Annotated in this window: 15 protein-coding genes and 1 pseudogene; 7 read left to right on the top strand and 9 right to left on the bottom strand. The window is 58.4% G+C overall.

Features of this window, described 5'->3' with window-relative positions:
- The first annotated feature begins 63 nt into the window (after nt 1-63).
- The 3 genes and pseudogenes from AC4OVU_RS21935 to AC4OVU_RS21925 all read left to right on the top strand — a co-directional run bounded on the left by AC4OVU_RS21935 (nt 64) and on the right by AC4OVU_RS21925 (nt 3,780).
- Complete coding sequence (locus AC4OVU_RS21935) at nt 64-750, top strand: fimbria/pilus chaperone family protein (protein ID WP_129541635.1); 687 nt, start codon at nt 64-66, stop codon at nt 748-750.
- Between the two features lie 26 nt (nt 751-776).
- Nucleotides 777-3,190: pseudogene (locus tag AC4OVU_RS21930) on the top strand (fimbrial biogenesis usher protein).
- On the top strand, nt 3,181-3,780 hold the full coding sequence (locus tag AC4OVU_RS21925; RefSeq protein WP_110292388.1) for a DUF1120 domain-containing protein: 600 nt from the start codon (nt 3,181-3,183) through the stop codon (nt 3,778-3,780). The pseudogene AC4OVU_RS21930 and the gene AC4OVU_RS21925 overlap by 10 nt, the downstream one beginning before the upstream one ends.
- A gap of 41 nt (nt 3,781-3,821) precedes the next feature.
- Here AC4OVU_RS21925 and AC4OVU_RS21920 read toward each other — a convergent pair whose 3' ends face one another.
- Complete coding sequence (locus AC4OVU_RS21920) at nt 3,822-4,145, bottom strand: AzlD domain-containing protein (RefSeq protein ID WP_015569921.1); 324 nt, start codon at nt 4,143-4,145, stop codon at nt 3,822-3,824.
- Complete coding sequence (locus AC4OVU_RS21915; RefSeq protein WP_015569922.1) at nt 4,145-4,804, bottom strand: AzlC family ABC transporter permease; 660 nt, start codon at nt 4,802-4,804, stop codon at nt 4,145-4,147. Before AC4OVU_RS21915 ends, AC4OVU_RS21920 begins: the two co-directional genes overlap by 1 nt.
- A gap of 103 nt (nt 4,805-4,907) precedes the next feature.
- Here AC4OVU_RS21915 and AC4OVU_RS21910 point away from each other — a divergent pair, with 103 nt between their 5' ends.
- The 4 genes from AC4OVU_RS21910 (at nt 4,908) to AC4OVU_RS21895 (ending at nt 10,020) form a co-directional block, all read left to right on the top strand.
- Nucleotides 4,908-5,456, top strand: a complete 549-nt coding sequence (locus AC4OVU_RS21910; protein WP_003861973.1) for a helix-turn-helix domain-containing protein — start codon at nt 4,908-4,910, stop codon at nt 5,454-5,456.
- Between the two features lie 17 nt (nt 5,457-5,473).
- The gene (locus tag AC4OVU_RS21905) at nt 5,474-6,469 is read left to right on the top strand and encodes a LacI family DNA-binding transcriptional regulator (RefSeq protein ID WP_003861974.1); all 996 of its coding nucleotides are present in this window, start codon (nt 5,474-5,476) and stop codon (nt 6,467-6,469) included.
- Nucleotides 6,470-6,574: 105 nt separating this feature from the next.
- Nucleotides 6,575-8,698 carry an alpha-galactosidase gene (locus AC4OVU_RS21900; protein ID WP_047734721.1) on the top strand — a complete coding sequence of 708 codons (2,124 nt, stop codon included), beginning with the start codon at nt 6,575-6,577 and terminating at the stop codon, nt 8,696-8,698.
- A gap of 44 nt (nt 8,699-8,742) precedes the next feature.
- A complete protein-coding gene (locus tag AC4OVU_RS21895) occupies nt 8,743-10,020 on the top strand; it encodes an MFS transporter (protein ID WP_015569924.1) in 1,278 nt (425 codons plus the stop codon).
- On the opposite strand, the gene rhaM is transcribed toward AC4OVU_RS21895, so the two are convergent.
- From rhaM to rhaD, 7 genes are all read right to left on the bottom strand, one after another.
- Nucleotides 10,008-10,322: an L-rhamnose mutarotase gene (gene rhaM, locus AC4OVU_RS21890; protein ID WP_015569925.1), complete on the bottom strand. Its 315-nt coding sequence runs from the start codon at nt 10,320-10,322 to the stop codon at nt 10,008-10,010. The genes AC4OVU_RS21895 and rhaM overlap by 13 nt on opposite strands.
- Nucleotides 10,319-11,467, bottom strand: coding sequence for a lactaldehyde reductase (gene fucO, locus AC4OVU_RS21885; protein WP_110292387.1), 1,149 nt, complete (start codon nt 11,465-11,467; stop codon nt 10,319-10,321). Before fucO ends, rhaM begins: the two co-directional genes overlap by 4 nt.
- A 97-nt stretch (nt 11,468-11,564) precedes the next feature.
- A complete protein-coding gene (locus AC4OVU_RS21880; RefSeq protein WP_015569926.1) occupies nt 11,565-12,569 on the bottom strand; it encodes an ABC transporter permease in 1,005 nt (334 codons plus the stop codon).
- Nucleotides 12,566-13,570, bottom strand: coding sequence for an ABC transporter permease (locus AC4OVU_RS21875; RefSeq protein WP_047364481.1), 1,005 nt, complete (start codon nt 13,568-13,570; stop codon nt 12,566-12,568). Before AC4OVU_RS21875 ends, AC4OVU_RS21880 begins: the two co-directional genes overlap by 4 nt.
- The gene (locus tag AC4OVU_RS21870; RefSeq protein ID WP_110292386.1) at nt 13,570-15,072 is read right to left on the bottom strand and encodes a sugar ABC transporter ATP-binding protein; all 1,503 of its coding nucleotides are present in this window, start codon (nt 15,070-15,072) and stop codon (nt 13,570-13,572) included. The genes AC4OVU_RS21875 and AC4OVU_RS21870 overlap by 1 nt, the downstream gene beginning before the upstream one ends.
- Before the next feature lie 106 nt (nt 15,073-15,178).
- Nucleotides 15,179-16,165 (bottom strand): rhamnose ABC transporter substrate-binding protein, encoded by a 987-nt coding sequence (gene rhaS, locus AC4OVU_RS21865; protein WP_015569929.1) that lies wholly within the window; start codon nt 16,163-16,165, stop codon nt 15,179-15,181.
- 82 nt (nt 16,166-16,247) lie between these two features.
- Nucleotides 16,248-17,078 (bottom strand): rhamnulose-1-phosphate aldolase, encoded by an 831-nt coding sequence (gene rhaD, locus AC4OVU_RS21860; protein WP_110292385.1) that lies wholly within the window; start codon nt 17,076-17,078, stop codon nt 16,248-16,250.
- Between the last annotated feature and the right edge of the window lie 91 nt (nt 17,079-17,169).

The following is a 17,169-nucleotide window of genomic DNA, read 5'->3' as shown; positions in this document are numbered from 1 at the left end:
CATGAAATACCTGACACCTCACCCCGGTGGGGTGTCCTATACCAATATTAATGGACTAATATTATGCTGCTTTTAAAGAGAACGCTGATCTGTGCCTGCCTGCTGGCCTCATTCAACGGTATGGCTGCCGGGATGGTGCCGGATACCTCGCTGCTTATTGTCAATGAAGACAAGCAGGGGGCCAGCATGGATGTCAAAAACACCGATGCTGAAGCACAGCTGCTGTACACCAAAATTATTGATCTCCCGGACGACCCCAAACCGGGTCTGATTGCCACGCAGCCGGTTGTGCGCGTAGATGCGGGTAAAACCCAGCGCGTGCGTTTTGTGCTGAAAAATAGTAATGAGCCGCTGAAGGTGGAACATTTTAAGCGTGTCATTTTTACCGCTATCCCACAGCGTGAAAAAAATAAAGTTAAAGTGGTGTTTAGCCAGAACCTTCCCGTCATTATTCACCCGGCTGGCCTGGCGGTAAATATTGAACCCTGGAAGGCACTCACCTGGCAGATAAAAAATGGCAATGTCACGGTTGAGAATAATACGCCTTATGTCGTCCGACTGGAGCAAAAGGTGAAATTAATGGCCTCGGGTACGATCGCGACATTAGCTAAGACCTACATTCTTCCTGGCGAAAAAATGACGGCCAGCGCGTCAGTCAAAATATCAGCATCCGAAAAACAAATCGAAATCTATCCGGCAACGCGTTATGGCTACAAGGCAGGGAATTATATCGCCGACCTTCAGCAATAAAATCACTTAACAAACATGGAGTAGTTATGTTAAACGGTTCCTGTAAAAAGGGAATGCTCGTGTTTTGCCTTAGCGTGCTGGCATTTAATATTCGGGCTGAGATTTCCTCTAATGCGAATGAATCTCTGGAACTGGCGCGAGCCATATTTGACAGCGATGCTTTAAAAAATAACGGGCTTGATCCGGCCATTGCGGATTACTATTCCCTCACTCCCCGTTTTACCCCTGGCTACCATAATGTGACGGTTAATATTAATGGTAAGCAGCGCAATATTATGCCCGTGAAATTTGATGAGGAAGGAACGCCCTGTATTGATAAAGCGTTTCTGGAAAACGCGGGCCTGATTAAACAGACGAAAAGAGGCACCTGCCCGAAGATTTATCACTACTGGTCCGGATCAACGATTCAGACTTCGCCGGATATTGATGAAATATCGGTTGTTGTACCGCCTGAAGCGATCGACCCTGATTATGGCCGACAGTTCGCCGAGGTGCGTGGCGGACGTGCAGCCATGCTGAATTACTCCATGTTTGGCACCCATGATCACTATGATGATGAGAACGCTGACCGTTTCCAGTCGACCTTTGAAATGGGCTTTAATGCCGGAGACTGGATTGTGCGCAGCACGCAGTTCATTAGCGACGGCAGCGATCAGGATTTTGATGTCGACTCCCTCTACACATATGCCCAGCGTACCTTTACCGATTATGGCGTGATGGTGCAGGGTGGCCAGATTAACATCGCCAACAGCCGCTTCAGTATTCCGGGAATTTACGGGGTCCAGATGATGCCGGATACCGCACTCACTCCTCAGGTGGGGACGGGCGTCGAAGTCAGCGGTATTGCCCGTAATCCGCAGGCGCGCGTCGATATCCGCCAGGGCGGACAGCTTATTTACTCAACGCTAGTTCCTGCCGGTCCGTTCAACCTGGATGACGTGCCGCTGGCGAACCTCAACACCGACCTGAACGTAACGGTCACCGAGACTGACGGCAGCGAAAACCGATTCACTGTCTCGGCAAGTACGTTCCGCAGCAATCATATAGGCCGTGCCCCGGGCTTTACGCTGGCTATGGGCCGCGTTGAAGACATGGACTCACGCTTTGAAAATCCGTGGGTGGTGTCCGCCAACAACGGCTGGTCTGTCAATAAGCGTGTCAATTTCCTGGCCGGTATGGTGATGGCGGATAACCACTATTATGGCTTCTCCGGCAACCTCGATACCATACCCATGCAGAACCTGTATGCCTCGTTGGGTTTTCTGGCGTCAATAGACAACCAGACGCAAACCGACGGCAACAAAACGACGCTGGATCTGGGTTACTCCCTGCCGTGGGGCATTGGGCTTTCGCTGGGCGGTAGCTATGGCACACCGGACTATCGCGAGATGGCGGAACTTTACGGCGACGATGACGATATGTCGCAAACCAAATACGACACCAGCGTCGGTATCAACTGGTCGAGTACCACGCTGGGCCGCTTTTCCCTCAGCTATTATCGCAACGAGAGCTGGAACAGCGACTATGACAGTCGCCGGTTTATCTCGTCGTGGTCACAGACTTTTAAATACTTCAACGTGAGCGTGAACTGGGAGTCGGATGTCAGCCGGCACGACAGCAGCGACAACGATCAGTTTTACGTAAACGTGTCGATCCCGCTGGGACGCTCAGGCGTGACAACCAGCTCCTGGTATCGCGAGAGCGAAGGTAAGCGTCGCGGGCGATGGGCTCGCTCAACGCTGAGAACCAGTACACGGTGGGGGTCACTCAGGACCAGGAAGAGAACACCACCAGCTGGGACAGCTCGCTGAACAGTAATCTGCATTACACCAACCTGGCGCTGGCGGCAGGAGGAGATAACGACAGCAATACCAACTACTCAGCAGCATTAAGCGGCGGGATTGTCGCCCACAGCGACGGGGTGACCTTCTCGCCTTACCGCGTGACCGATACGTACGCCATTGCCAGACTGGATAAACCGGTGGCTGGCATCGAGATAGGTACCCCGCGCGGCGCGGTATGGACCGATAAATGGGGCCAGGCGATTATTCCTGCGCTGTCGCCATTCCGTGAAAGCACGATTGAGATCAACACGGAAAGCCTGCCAGGCAATCTGGACGTAAGAAATGGCAGAACAGCGATCAAAGCGTCTCACGGCGCTGTGGCGAAGTGGGAGTTTGCGACGTTAAGCCAGCGCCGCGTGCTGCTCAGTATACGCCGTGCGGACGGTACGCCGCTGCCGGAAGGTGTCTCGATTGTGGACGCGGCAGGGGAGTATGTGACGAGTGCGCCAGAAGACGGCGTGATCTTCCTGAACGATATCTCTGCCAGCCAGCAGCTGTATGCGAAGCTGGATGAAGGGCGTTGCAGGCTGACGTACACCCTGCCGGAGGCAGAACCGAATAAATTCTATGAAGAGGTGACAGGGAAATGTCTCTGAATAACGTTTGTCAATACGCGCTGATGCTTATGCTGCTCTGCGGCGCAGCGGGACTTTCGGGAATGGCGCAGGCCGATGACGGCGCCTGTGAAATGATGTCGGCGGTGAAGAAAGTCGATTACGGGCGCTACCGTAAAGAGGATATGCGGCAAACGTCCGCTGAACATATTGGCAAAGTGTACAACGGTTATGCTTCTGTGATGCGTGAAGTTCAGGTTTCGGTGCTGTGTCCGGATGTGCGCAAAATGCGCATCTCCGTAGACGGGATTGCCCGACAGAACCTGGCGTATCGTTTTACGGACAGCGGCGCGATGAAAATCGAATTCAAAGATGGGCGGGTGGACGGGAACCCCGTGCAGCTGGCCGCGGTCGATATTGGCGCGGTAGCCGTTCAGGGAGGCGCTTCTCAGGTGACGCTAAAGCCGGAAAAAGCGCTGGCTGCGGTAAACGGTACAGAAGTGGCGGGCGAGCAGTTTGTCGCCACCATGATGATCACGACCTATCTCTCTGACAAGGCGTTTAGCGTTACTAACACCACGGATTTTGAAGAAACGCTGACGCTTAACGTCGATACGCTTCCTGCGCATTAACCCCTCAGATGCCCGGCAGCGCTGTTCTGTCGGGCATTTTCTTAGTGGATCCCCGCCAGACGCAGCAGCGCCGTCACCACCGCCGCCGCGACGATCACCACAATTAACGGCATTTTGCGCCAGGCCAGAAACACCGCGAACCCCACCCCCAGTACGCGCGCCATCCCGGCAAAATGGTCCCCTTCATAAAACGTTGTTGCCAGCGCGACGGAGAACAACAAAACGGTTGCCGCGTCTGAAAGCAGCGCCTGCGACCGTTCAGAAAGCGCCAGCCGGCTACCGAGTTTCGCCCCGCCGAGACGCATCAGATAGGTTCCGGCAGAAAGAATGGCGATGCCGAGAATAAAGACCGTCATGTTTTCCATTATTTTTTCCTCGCGGCAAGGCCGAGCAAAGAGAGCAGCACCGGCAGGCCAACCGGCGCAAACGGTACGGCGGCCAGCGACAACACTGCGCCGCTACAGGCGCGGATCAGCGTGGTACGGTTTTTAAATGCCGGCACCACTAACGCCAGCAGGATCGCCGGGAACACCGCGTCCAGCCCGATGGTTTCCGGGTCCGGCAGCAGCTTGCCGACCATCGCGCCCAGCACCGCCCCCAGCGGCCAGATGATTGCCACGCCCAGGCCGCACAGCCAGTAGGCCGCTTTACGCTGCTCGGCGGTTTTTTGCGACAGGCCGAACACCACACTTTCATCATTCATGATATGACAGCCCAGAAAGCTCAGGCCGCGCTTGCCCACCAGTTCACGCACCGTAACGCCGAACGGCACATGGCGCGCGTTAACCAGTAAACCGGCTGCTGCCGCTGCCAGCGGATTGCCGCCGCTCGCCACGATGCCGATAAACATAAACTCGGATGCGCCTGCCAGCACCGTGAGGGAGAGGACAAACGGTACCCACAGCGGGAAACCGTAGGCCATCGCCAGTGAGCCATAAGACATGCCGACCACGCCCACCGCGAGGCAGACCAGGACGATCGCTTTTATCGTGTCGCCTTTCAGGCAAGAGAGGTGATTCTTCATACCATTTTAGCCATATCGAACGTATTTCCATTATAATGAACGCATCAGAAACGTTTTACAAGACGAACGATTCGTTCGTTATAGAGAGAAAGAGGCCGTTATTATGACGCAGCCAATCAGCGTGATCGCCAAAAGCCTGGTGCGAGAACGCTTGCGAACCGGGCTCTCACTGGCGGAAATTGCCCGCCGTGCCGGGATCGCCAAATCCACGCTTTCTCAACTGGAGTCTGGCAACGGCAATCCTAGCCTGGAAACGCTGTGGTCGCTTTGTGTGGCGCTGGATATTCCGTTTGCCCGGTTACTGGAGCCGCAGCAACCCGTCACGCAGGTGATCCGCCGCGGCGAGGGCACAAAAGTCGTCGCCGGGCAGGCGAACTACGAGGCGATTTTGCTCGCGGCGTGTCCGCCTGGCGCGCGTCGTGATATCTATCTGCTGCTGACTCAGCCGGGGGCAGACCGTATTTCCCAGCCCCATCCGCCTGGTTCGGTTGAGCATATTATCGTGACCCAGGGGCGGGCGATGGTCGGACTGATCGACGCGGCGGAAGAGCTCGGCCCGGGAGATTACATTTGCTACCCCGCTGACCAGCCGCATATCTTTAAGGCGCTGGAGCCAGATACGCACGCGCTGCTGGTGGCGGAACAAAACTAACAAAGATACGGAAAATCATGTCGCTTAAAGCCATTGCCAAAGAACTGGGGCTGTCTGTTACCACCGTCAGCCGCGCCCTCAACGGGTATGACGACGTTTCTGCTGAGACGCGCGCCCGCGTGGAAGCGGAGGCCCAGCGCCGTGGCTACCGACCAAATACCTTTGCCCGTCGCCTGAAGATGGGCAAAATCGACGCCGTCGGGCTGGTGTTTCCGGTGCATCCTGTTCCGCTCAATAACAGCGTTTTTATGGACATGGTCGGCGAAATTAGCCACGAACTGGCGCGACATGAGATTGACCTGCTGCTCATCGCTGACGACGATCTGGCGGACAAACACAGCTATATGCGCATGGTGCAGAGCCGACGCGTGGATGCGCTGATTGTGGCGCATACGCTGGATCACGATCCGCGTCTTGAGCAGCTACAGGCCGCCGGGTTCCCGTTCCTGGCGCTCGGCCGCAGCCAGCTCCCGCAGCCGTACGCGTGGTTCGATTTCGACAACTATGCCGGCACATATCAGGCCACCCGCTGGCTGATCGAGAAAGGCCATCAGCGCATTGCGCTGCTGGGCGAAAGCAACAACCAGGCATTCATCACCCAGCGCCGCCAGGGCTACCTGGACGCGCTGCGGGAAGCCGGACTTTCCAGCGAATGGCTGCGCGCCATGCCCCCTTCGCGTCGCGTGGGGTATGCCACCACGCAAGAACTTCTCTCCCTGCCGCAGCCGCCCACGGCCATCATTACCGACTGCAACACCCACGGCGACGGCGCAGCGATGGCCCTGGCGCAGATGGGGCGCTTAACCGGTGAAAATGCCGTTTCGCTGGTGGTCTATGACGGCTTACCGCAGGACAGCATTGTCGATATCGACGTCGCGGCGGTGATCCAGTCTACCCGTCAGGGTGTCGGGAAACAGATTGCCGATATGGTGCGCCAGCTGATTAATGGCGACGACATTGACACCCTTCAGGTGCTCTGGCAGCCAGAATTCTCCCCAGGCCAGACTGCCTGATTACACCAAAAATTCCAGACCCGATCACAGATCCGAAACGTTTTGGTTTGTATCCGAAACGTTTCGGATCAACACTCAGGACATCCCGATGACAGGAGATGTCTGATGCAAGATTCCATTTTTCGACTTGAAAGCAATACGGTTGACGTGGTGGTAAAAACCCACCCGTTCGCCGAAATTCTCTACTGGGGGGCACACCTTGAGCACTTTTCGCCGCAGGATGTGCTGAGTATTGCGCGCCCGGTTGCTAATGGCAGGCTGGACGTCGACTCCCCCGTCACGCTGATGGCAGAGCTGGGGCATGGGCTGTTTGGCTCGCCGGGCATCGAGGGGCACCGCCAGGGGCTGGACGGATCGCCGGTATTTAAAACCACGCAGGTGCAGCAGGCGTTAAACGCCCTGACAATCACTGCTGAAGACGAGCATGCAGGCCTGCGTCTGACCAGTGAAATAACGCTGGATGCCAGCGGCGTACTGGTGGTGCGTCATGGGTTAACCAACCTGAAAACGCAGGCGTGGCAGGTGGATCGCTTTGCCGTGACGCTGCCGGTGGCCGAACGCGCGCAGGAGGTGATGGCCTTCCACGGACGCTGGATCAGGGAGTTTCAGCCGCACCGCGTGATGCTTGAACATGACAGCTTTGTGATTGAAAACCGTCGGGGTAAAACCTCCCATGAACATTTCCCGGCGCTGATTTCAGGTACGCCGTCATTCAGTGAAATGCACGGCAACGTCTGGGGTATACATCTGGGCTGGAGTGGTAACCACCGCCTGCGCGCAGAGGCGAAAACCGATGGCCGCCGCTATATGCAGGCCGAAGCGCTCTACCTGCCGGGTGAAATGGCGATTGAAGAGGGGGAAACGCTCTGGACGCCGCGCCTGTATGCCAGTCACTCCCCGCACGGGCTGAACGGCATGAGCCAGCAGTTCCACCGCTACCTGCGCGACAATGTTATCCGCTTCCCGGAAGATAAACCGCGCCCGGTGCACCTCAATACCTGGGAGGGGATCTACTTCAACCACGACCCGGACTACATCATGCGCATGGCCGACGAGGCCGCAGCGCTGGGTGTCGAGCGCTTTATCATTGACGACGGCTGGTTCAAAGGCCGCAACGACGACCACGCCGCGCTGGGCGACTGGTATCTGGACGAGAAAAAATACCCGAACGGCCTAAAGCCGGTAATCGATCACGTTAAACAGCTCGGCATGGAGTTTGGTATCTGGGTTGAGCCGGAGATGATTAACCCGGATTCCGATCTGTATCGCGCGCACCCTGACTGGGTGCTGGCGCTGCCGGGCTACGCCCAGGCGACCGGGCGACACCAGCTGGTCCTCAATCTCAATATTCCGCAGGCCTTTGAATATCTGGTCGAACGCATGAGCTGGCTGCTGGGCGAACACGCGGTCGACTACGTGAAATGGGATATGAACCGCGAGCTGGTGCAGCCAGGGCACAAGGGCAAAGCCGCCGCCGACGCCCAGACGCGCCAGTTTTACCGCCTGCTGGACGTGCTGGGCGAGCGCTTCCCGCACATTGAGTTTGAATCCTGCTCGTCCGGCGGCGGGCGAATCGATTATGAAGTGCTGACCCGCTGCCACCGCTTCTGGGCGTCCGACAACAACGACGCGCTGGAGCGCAACACTATCCAGCGCGGCATGAGCTACTTCTTCCCGCCGGAGGTGATGGGCGCGCATATCGGTCACCATAAATGTCACGCCACCTTCCGCCAGCACAGCATTCAGTTCCGCGGGCTGACGGCGCTGTTTGGTCACATGGGGCTGGAGCTGGATCCGCTCACCGTCGATGCGCAGGAGCGTGAAGGCTATCGCCATTACGCCGCGCTGCACAAGCAGTGGCGAGAGGTCATTCATCACGGCACCCAGTGGCGCGTGGATATGCCGGACGCCACCACCCTGGCGCAGGGTATAGTGAGCGAAGACAAGACGCAGGGGCTGTATTTGGTCAGCCAGCTCGCGATGCCGGATTACACCCTGATGATGCCGCTGCGCATGCCGGGGTTAGACGCCAGCGCGCTGTACCGCATCACGCTGCTCGATCACCCGAACATCCAGATTACGGGCGAGGGCGGGCACACCATGCGTAAGCTGCCGGCGTGGATGAACGCGCCGCAAACGGTAAGCGGTGAGTGGCTGATGCAGGCGGGTATTGCACTGCCGATTCTGGATCCGGAAACCGCCATTCTGATTGGTGTGGAACGCGTGTAAGGGTGACGGGCCGGGCAACCGGCCCTCCGTTGAGGATAAAAATAATGAACACAACAACCTGTACCCACAAAGACAACCCTAATTTCTGGATCTTCGGGCTGTTCTTCTTTCTCTACTTCTTCATCATGGCCACCTGCTTTCCGTTCCTGCCGATCTGGCTGTCGGACATCATCGGCCTGAACAAAACCCATACCGGGATTGTTTTCTCCTGCATCTCGCTGTCGGCCATTGCCTTCCAGCCGGTGCTGGGGGTCATTTCGGACAAGCTGGGGCTGAAAAAACACCTGCTTTGGATCATCTCGGTGCTGCTGTTCCTGTTCGCGCCGTTCTTCCTGTACGTCTTCGCCCCGCTGCTGAAAACCAATATCTGGCTGGGGGCGCTGAGCGGTGGGTTGTATATCGGCTTTGTCTTCTCAGCGGGGTCGGGGGCGATTGAGGCCTATATTGAGCGCGTAAGCCGCAACAGCTTTTTTGAGTACGGCAAGGCGCGTATGTTCGGCTGTCTCGGCTGGGGGCTGTGCGCCTCAACTGGCGGCATCCTGTTCGGCATCGATCCGTCGTACGTCTTCTGGATGGGGTCGGCCGCGGCGCTGTTGCTGATGCTGCTGCTGGTGGTCGCGAAACCGAAGCCTAACCAGACGGCGCAGGTGATGAACGCCCTGGGCGCGAATCAGCCGCAGATCACCGCTAAAACCGTCTTTACCCTGTTCCGCCAGCGCAGAATGTGGATGTTCATCCTGTACGTGATTGGCGTGGCCTGCGTGTATGACGTCTTCGACCAGCAGTTTGCCACCTTCTTCAAAACCTTCTTCGCCACGCCGCAGGAGGGGACCCGTGCCTTTGGTTTCGCCACCACGGCGGGGGAAATCTGTAACGCGATCATTATGTTCTGCTCGCCGTGGATCATTAACCGCATCGGCGCGAAAAACACGCTGCTGATTGCCGGGGTGATCATGGCGACGCGCATTATCGGCTCGTCGTTTGCCACCACCGCCGTGGAGGTGATTGCCCTGAAGATGCTGCACGCGCTGGAAGTCCCGTTCCTGCTGGTGGGGGCATTCAAGTACATCACCGGGGTGTTTGATACGCGCCTGTCGGCCACCATCTACCTGATTGGCTTCCAGTTTGCCAAACAGTCGGCGGCGATCTTCCTCTCCGCCTTTGCCGGAAATATGTATGACCGGGTCGGCTTCCAGGAGACGTATCTGATACTGGGCTGCTTCGTGCTGGCGATCACGGTGGTGTCGGCGTTTACGCTGAGTGGCAGGCGGGAGATTGCTGCCGCCTCGGGGGCAGCAGCGTTAACACATCAGTCCAGGTAAAACACCTCTTTCAGCGCCGAACTCACCGGGCTGTTATCCGGGTTCGACGGCATAACGTCACCCATATATTTCCACCAGCGCTGGCAGACATCGGTGTTTGCCACCGCGTTCCAGCGCTCTTCCGATTCAATCTCCACCGTCGCAAACAGCAGGTTGCGAGCTTTGTCGAGATAGATGGCGTAGTGGTGCGCGCCGTGGGCTTTCAGTACCGCCTCCAGCTCAGGCCAGATCGGGTTGTGGCGACGTGCGTACTCCTCGTGCGCGTCCGGGTTTACCTGCATCACAAACGCTTTGCGGATCATAAAGCCTCCAGGTACAGCTCGCGGACCTCATCGCGGCTGGCGGTGCGCGGGTTGCACGGCGCGCACGGGTCGGCGAGGGCTTTATCCAGCCAGCCTTCAATATCGGCTTTGGCGACGCCGAGCTGGCTAAATCCGGACGGAATGCCGACGCGAGCGCTCAGGTCGCGAATCGCCTGAATGGCCGACATGCTGGCGGCTTCGTCGCTCATGCCGCGCGTGTCAACGCCCATCGCCTGCGCCACGCGGGCGAAACGTGCGACCGCGTTCGGGCGGTTAAAGTTTTCGATGATCGGCAGCAGAATGGCGTTGCACACACCGTGCGGCAGGTTGTGCGTCGCGCCCGGCTGGTGCGCCAGGGCGTGCACCAGCCCCAGACCGGCGCTGTTAAACGCCATGCCCGCCAGATACTGACCAAAGGCCATCTGCTCGCGCGCTTCCAGGTTGTGACCGTCGTCGACCGCTTTCGGCAGCCACAGGTTGATCAGGCGAATCGCTTCCAGCGCGTTGGCATCAGTCAGCGGGTGCGCGCCGACGGACACGTAGGCTTCAATCGCATGAGTCAACGCATCCATGCCGGTTGCGGCGGTCACGGAGGCGGGAATATCGAGCATCACGCTGGCATCGTCCACGGCGATATCCGGGATGATGTTCGGGTCGATAATCACCTCTTTCACCTGCCGCGCGGCGTCAATGATCACCGCGTTGCTGGTCATCTCCGCCGCCGTGCCTGCGGTGGTGTTGATCGCCACCAGCGGCACGCCCGCGTTTTTCACCTTGCCGACGCCGGAGTAATCGGTTGACGGACCAGGGTTGGCGGTGAGGATTTTGATCGCCTTGGCAGTATCAATCGGGCTGCCGCCGCCAAAGGCAATCAGGTAATCACACTCCGCATCCTGATATGCCGCATAGCCTTTTTGCACCAGCGCTTCCGTCGGATTCGGGAATACCTCATCGAACAGGTGATACGACATCTGATGGGCGTCGAGCGCGGAAAACAAACTGTCGAGCAGGCCAAGTTTCACCAGCTGGCCGTCGGTGACAATCAGCGCTTTTCCCCACTGTTTGTTTGCCACCAGATTGACCATATCGCCGATCGCGCCCGCGCCGTGCAGGCTGATTTTTGGAAGCGCCAACATAAAGCTCATGATAATTCTCCTTAATTACTGTGATTTTTATGCCCGGCGGCGCTGCGCTTGCGCGGGCCTACGGTTAAGTAGGCCGGGTAAACGCAGTGCCACCCGGCTATGAGATCCGTCTTCGCTGCATCACCCGGCGGGTAATAATCGGCAGCGAAATCACCACGATCAGCATCGCGCCGATAATCACCGACATCACAATGCCGGGCACGTTGAGCAGGCTCAGGCCGAAGGTCACCAGCCCCATCAGGAAGGCGGCGATAATCACGCCCACCATGCTGCCGGACCCGCCGAGAATATTGACGCCGCCGAGCACCGCCATCGTCACCACCGCCAGCTCCCAGCCCATCGCGATGGTCGGGCGGGTACTGCCCAGACGCGAGGTGAGCAGCACCGACGCCAGGCCGGACATCAGTCCTACCAGCGCAAACAGGATCAGGTTGTGGCGCTTCACGTTGATGCCGGAGTACCACGCGCCGGTCGGGTTGTTGCCGATGGCGTAGGTGCGGCGGCCAAAATTGGTGCGGTGCAGCACAAAGGCAAACAGAGCGGCCAGCACGATAAACAGCGCGAACTCAAACGACAGCGCGCCCCAGACGTAGCCCTGGCCGAACCAGGCGAAGCTCTCCGGGTAGCTGTTCAGCGCCTGGTCCCCGAGCAGGATGTAGGTGATCCCGCGGTACAGGCTCATGGTGCCGATGGTGATGACGATGGACGACAGGTTAAAGCGCGTCACCAGAATACCGTTGAACAGCCCGCACAGTAGCCCGACGCCTAATCCCACGCACACCAGCAGTGGCGTATCGACGCCCGCTGCCGCGCAAAAGCCCATCACCGTGGAGCTGAGCGCGATGGTGGAGGCCACAGACAGGTCAATTTCCCGGGCGATAATCAGCATCGCCATCGGCAACACAATGATCGCTTTTTCCGTGAAGTTGAACGTCGCGTCGGAGAGGTTCCAGATATTGAGGAAGTAGGGCGAGGCGAGCGCGTTCACCACAAACACCGCCAGCGTCACCGCCAGCAGGAAGCCCTCCCAGCACAGCAGGCGCTGGAAGATGCCCGGCGCAGAAGTGGGTTTGAACTCTTCAGATGTCATCATTTTGCTCATGGTTTCACCGCCAGTTTCTGACGTGCCAGCGCCGCGTCGCGCAGGATCAGCCTGCCTTTGCGCCTGTTGCCGCGCTCGTTCAGCAGCACAGCGATGACAATGACCGAGCCGGAAATCGCCATCTGCCAGAACGGGGAGACGCCGATCACCGGCAGGGCGTTGTTGATGACGCCAAGGAACAGCGCCCCGAACAGACAGCCGAGCACGCGGCCGGTGCCGCCCATGGTGCTGATCCCGCCAATCACACAGGCTGCCACCACCTGCAATTCAAAACCGTTAGCGACGTCAACATACGCAACGGCAAAGCGTGATATCCACAGGTAGCCGCAGAACCCGGCCAGCAGACCGGAAAGGCAGAAGCTGATGAACTGCATTTTCCCGGCGTTGATCCCGGTGTAGTACGCTGCCGTGGCGTTCCCGCCTGCGGTGTAGAGCGCCCGTCCGGTGCGACTGTAGCGCAGGAAGTAGCCCACCAGCAGCAGTACGGCGATGGCGCACCAGCTCAGCACCGGCAGGCCCAGCACTGACGCACGCGGCAGGCCGAGGAAGTTTGCACCCATCTGGTTGGAGTTCACCCAGCCGCCGCCGGAGAGCAAAAAGATCATTCCGCGGTAGATGCTCATGGTGCCGAGTGTCACCACAATCGCCGGAATGCCCAGTTTCCACACCAGCAGGCCGTTTATTGCGCCCATCAGCAGCCCAAGCGCGCTGGCAAGGATCAGCAGCGCCCAGACGGGCACGTCCGGGTAATGGAAATTAATCAGGGCGACAATCATCCCGGTCAGGGCCAGATTAGCCGCCATCGACAGGTCGATGCCTTTAGTGAGCAGCACCATCATCTGCCCGAGCGCGAGGACGATCAGAATGGCGGTGTCGTTAAACATCTCCACCAGGTTGCCCGGTGCGATAAACGATGGCACGCGGCTGCCAATGGCGACGACCATCAGGACAATCACCGCGCCAAGCAGCGCCTCGCGGTGTTTTAACAGTGAGGTAAGCATTATGCCGCCTCCTGTTTTGCACCGCTGGCGGCGCTGACGATGGTTTCCGCCGTCGCGTCTCCCGCCTGGTATTCGGCCACCATCAGCCCCTCGTGCATGACGATAATGCGATCCGCCATGCCCATCACTTCCGGCAGTTCGGACGAGACCATAATCACCGCCAGCCCCTGACTGACCAGCTCGGACATAAACTGATGCACGGCTGCCTTTGAGCCGATATCGATGCCTTTTGTTGGCTCATCGAGGATGATCACGTCAGGGTGCGTCGCCAGCCATTTGCCGATCACCACCTTTTGCTGGTTGCCGCCAGAGAGGGTCTCCACCGCCTGCTTCCAGCTGAAGGCTTTCACTTGCAGGCGTTTGGCGTACTCGTCCGCCAGCTTCCATTCGCGGTCGTCATGCAGCACGCCGTTCGGATTGAGCCTGCTGAGCTGAGGCAGGCTGATGTTCTGGGCAATCGGCAGGGCGATAATCGCCCCCTGTTTCTGCCTTTCTTCCGGCACACAGACGATACCGGCCTTGATCGCATCCGCAGGCTGGCGGAAGCGCCGGGGCTGTCCGTTGAGGATAATTTCCCCGGACGATGGCCGCGTGACGCCGGAAAGCGCCTGCATCAGCTCGGTACGCCCGGCACCCACCAGCCCGTAAAAGCCGAGGATCTCCCCTTTACGCAGGGAGAACGAGATATGCGCAAACTCGGTCGGATGGCAGAGGTTTTTCACCTCCAGCACCGTCTCGCCTTTTTCGCAGTCGATTTTCGGGAAGGTTTGGGTAATGGCGCGCCCGACCATCATCGACACCATCCGCTCCTCGGTGATCTCATTTATTGCCCCTGCACCGACGGACACGCCGTCGCGCAAAATGGTGTAGTGATCGGCCAGCTCAAAAATCTCGTCGAACTTGTGGGAGATAAACAGGATGGCTTTTCCCTCCTGCTTTAAGCGCTCCACAATCTGGTAAAACTCGAGGATTTCATGCTGTGACAGCGCCGCCGTGGGTTCATCGAGGATCACCACCTGCGCCTCAAACGACAGCGCGCGGGCAATCGCCACCATGTGACGCTGGGCGATGCTCAGGGTTTTCAGCGTTGCGCGCGGGTCGATTTGCACCTCAAGGCGGGCGAGAATAGCCTGCGCCCGGCGGTGCATTTCCGGCCAGTCGAGCTTTTTCAGGAAGCCTTTGTGAAGGTACTGACCGACAAAGATATTTTCGGTGACCGAGAGTTCATCGAACAGGACGGTTTCCTGGTGAATGGCGGTGATGCCCATTTTATGCGCCGACTCCGGCGTCGGAAGGTGAACGGGGATCGCCTTGTAAAGAATTTCGCCCTCGTCGGGCTGGTATATGCCGGTCATCACTTTGACCAGTGTCGACTTGCCCGCGCCGTTTTCGCCGATAAGCGCCGTCACTTTGCCGGGCCACAGCGCAAGCTGCACGTTCTCAAGAGCACGCACGCCGGGGAACACCTTGGTGATGCCAGAAAGCTGTAGCAATGGGGTCATGATAGTTCTCCGTTTGGTTCACCCTCACCCCGACCCTCTCCCAAAGGGAGAGGGGGTTAACGTTCCCTCTCCCTTTGGGAGAGGGCTAGGGTGAGGGGGGAAAGGATCAAAAGATTTTTGAGAACTTATCAATATTGCTGGCATCGTAAACGAACGGCTCGGCCATCGCGCCGTTGCCGTCGGCATCCAGCTTCACTTTGCCCAGCTTGCCCATGCTGGCCTCGCCTTTCGTGGCGTTGCCTTTCACCAGGTCATCCGCCAGGTAGGTTGCGGCATAGCCCAGGTCAATCGGGTTCCAGATGGCAAAGCTCTTGCTTGCGCCGGACTTCACCGCGCCCGCCATCTCAGACGGCAGGCCTAAACCGGTGACGTACACTTTGCCAATCTTGCCCTGGTCCTTCACCGCCTGCGCGGCAGCCACAATGCCCACGGAAGAAGGCGAAACAATAACTTTCAGCTCCGGGTAGGTTTTCAGCAGGCCGACAGCTTCGCGGTAGCTCTTGTCAGAGAGATCGTCCCCGTAGGCCACGGTCACCAGATTGACGGACGGGTACTTCGGCAGCACCTTTTTCATCTCCGCAATCCAGGTGTTCTGGTTGGTGGAGGTTGGCGTGGCGCTCAGCACCGCCACATCGCCTTTCTCCACGTTCAGCGCTTTCAGGGCATCGGCGGCGAGCTTGACGTTGGTTTCGCCAATCAGGGCGTTATTGGACGGGTTGAGGTGGATCTGACGCCCGGCTTTCGCCACGCCGGAATCCCACGACACAACCTTGATGCCGCGCTGCATCGCTTTTTTCAGCACCGGCACGACGGCGTCCGGATCGTTCGCGGAAATCGCGATCGCATCCACGCCCTGGGCGATCAGCCCGTTCAGCACCTCGATCTGCGCTTCCGCCGTGGTGGTGGTCGGGCCGGTATAAATCACTTTTACATCGCCTAACTCTTTGGCCGCCTCCTGCGCGCCGACGTTCGCTGCCTCGAAGAATCCATTCCCTAAGGACTTCGCCACCAGGGCGATTTTCACTTCTGCTAAAGCGGAACCGGACAACGCCAGAGCGGCAACGGTGAGGATCAAGCTTGCTTTTATTTTCATTGCTTTTACTCCACTGACTTGAGTTAGTTGTAGGGATTGCAGGTGGTTTTCACCCCGTCTCGGTGAGCGGGGCGCGATGTTGTTATTGGTACAAATCTAACGCCGACTGCATGGGGGTGACGCCAAAGCGTTTACCCAGGGCGATCAGTTCTTCCCGGATGATGGTCTGCTTCATGCCGCCCATGGAATAGACCTTCACCAGCACTTCCGCGGATTTCTCGGCGGTGTCGATCAGGCCGAAGGTTTCATCCAGCGTCGGGCCGCTGCCGAAGACGCCATGGAACGGCCACAGCACCAGTGAATGTTTCTGCATGTCCGTCGCGGTTGCCTGGCCGATTTCGTCGGTGCCCGGCACCATCCACGGCAGAATGCCGACGCCGTCCGGGAACACCACCAGACACTCGGTGCTGCCTTCCCACAATTTGCGGGTGAAGAAATCAGAATTGTTTTCCAGCACGTAGGTCAGGGCGATCAGGTTGGTGGCGTGGCAGTGCATGATCACGCGGTCCTTGCCATTGGTCGCCTTGATGCGCTCGCAGTGGGAGAGGAAGTGCGCCGGCAGCTCAGAGGTTGGCACCGCCTCATCCGTCAGCCCCCACAGAATGTGGTAGCCCGCGCCGTCGCTATCCACTTTCACTACGCCGAGGTTGGCCTGCGGGTCGAGCTGAACGTTGCGGAAGAACTTCCCGGAACCGGTGACGATAAACGGCGTGTTGGCGAGCAGCGGCATCGGCTGGCTCAGGGCGATATAGCGCGGCTTCTGGTGGAAATCGGCTGCGAACGGTTCGATATCCGCATCGTCCAGGCGTAGCGTCAGGTTGCCGCCGTTGCGCTCGTCCCAGCCCTTCAGCCAGGCGTCGGAGGTGGCTTTGATCATGCCCTGGACGAACCAGGAGGTGGTGATGGTCTGCATACTGTGTTTCCTTTGAAAATGCCGGGTGGCGCTACGCTTACCCGGCCTACTTTTACCTGTAGGCCCGGCAAGCAACGCGCCGCCGGGCAAT

The sequence above is a fragment of the Enterobacter sp. 6722112 genome, assembly GCF_058661685.1.
The sequence above is the reverse complement of the archived record's forward strand: the minus strand, read 5'-3'. Positions and strand labels throughout refer to the sequence as shown.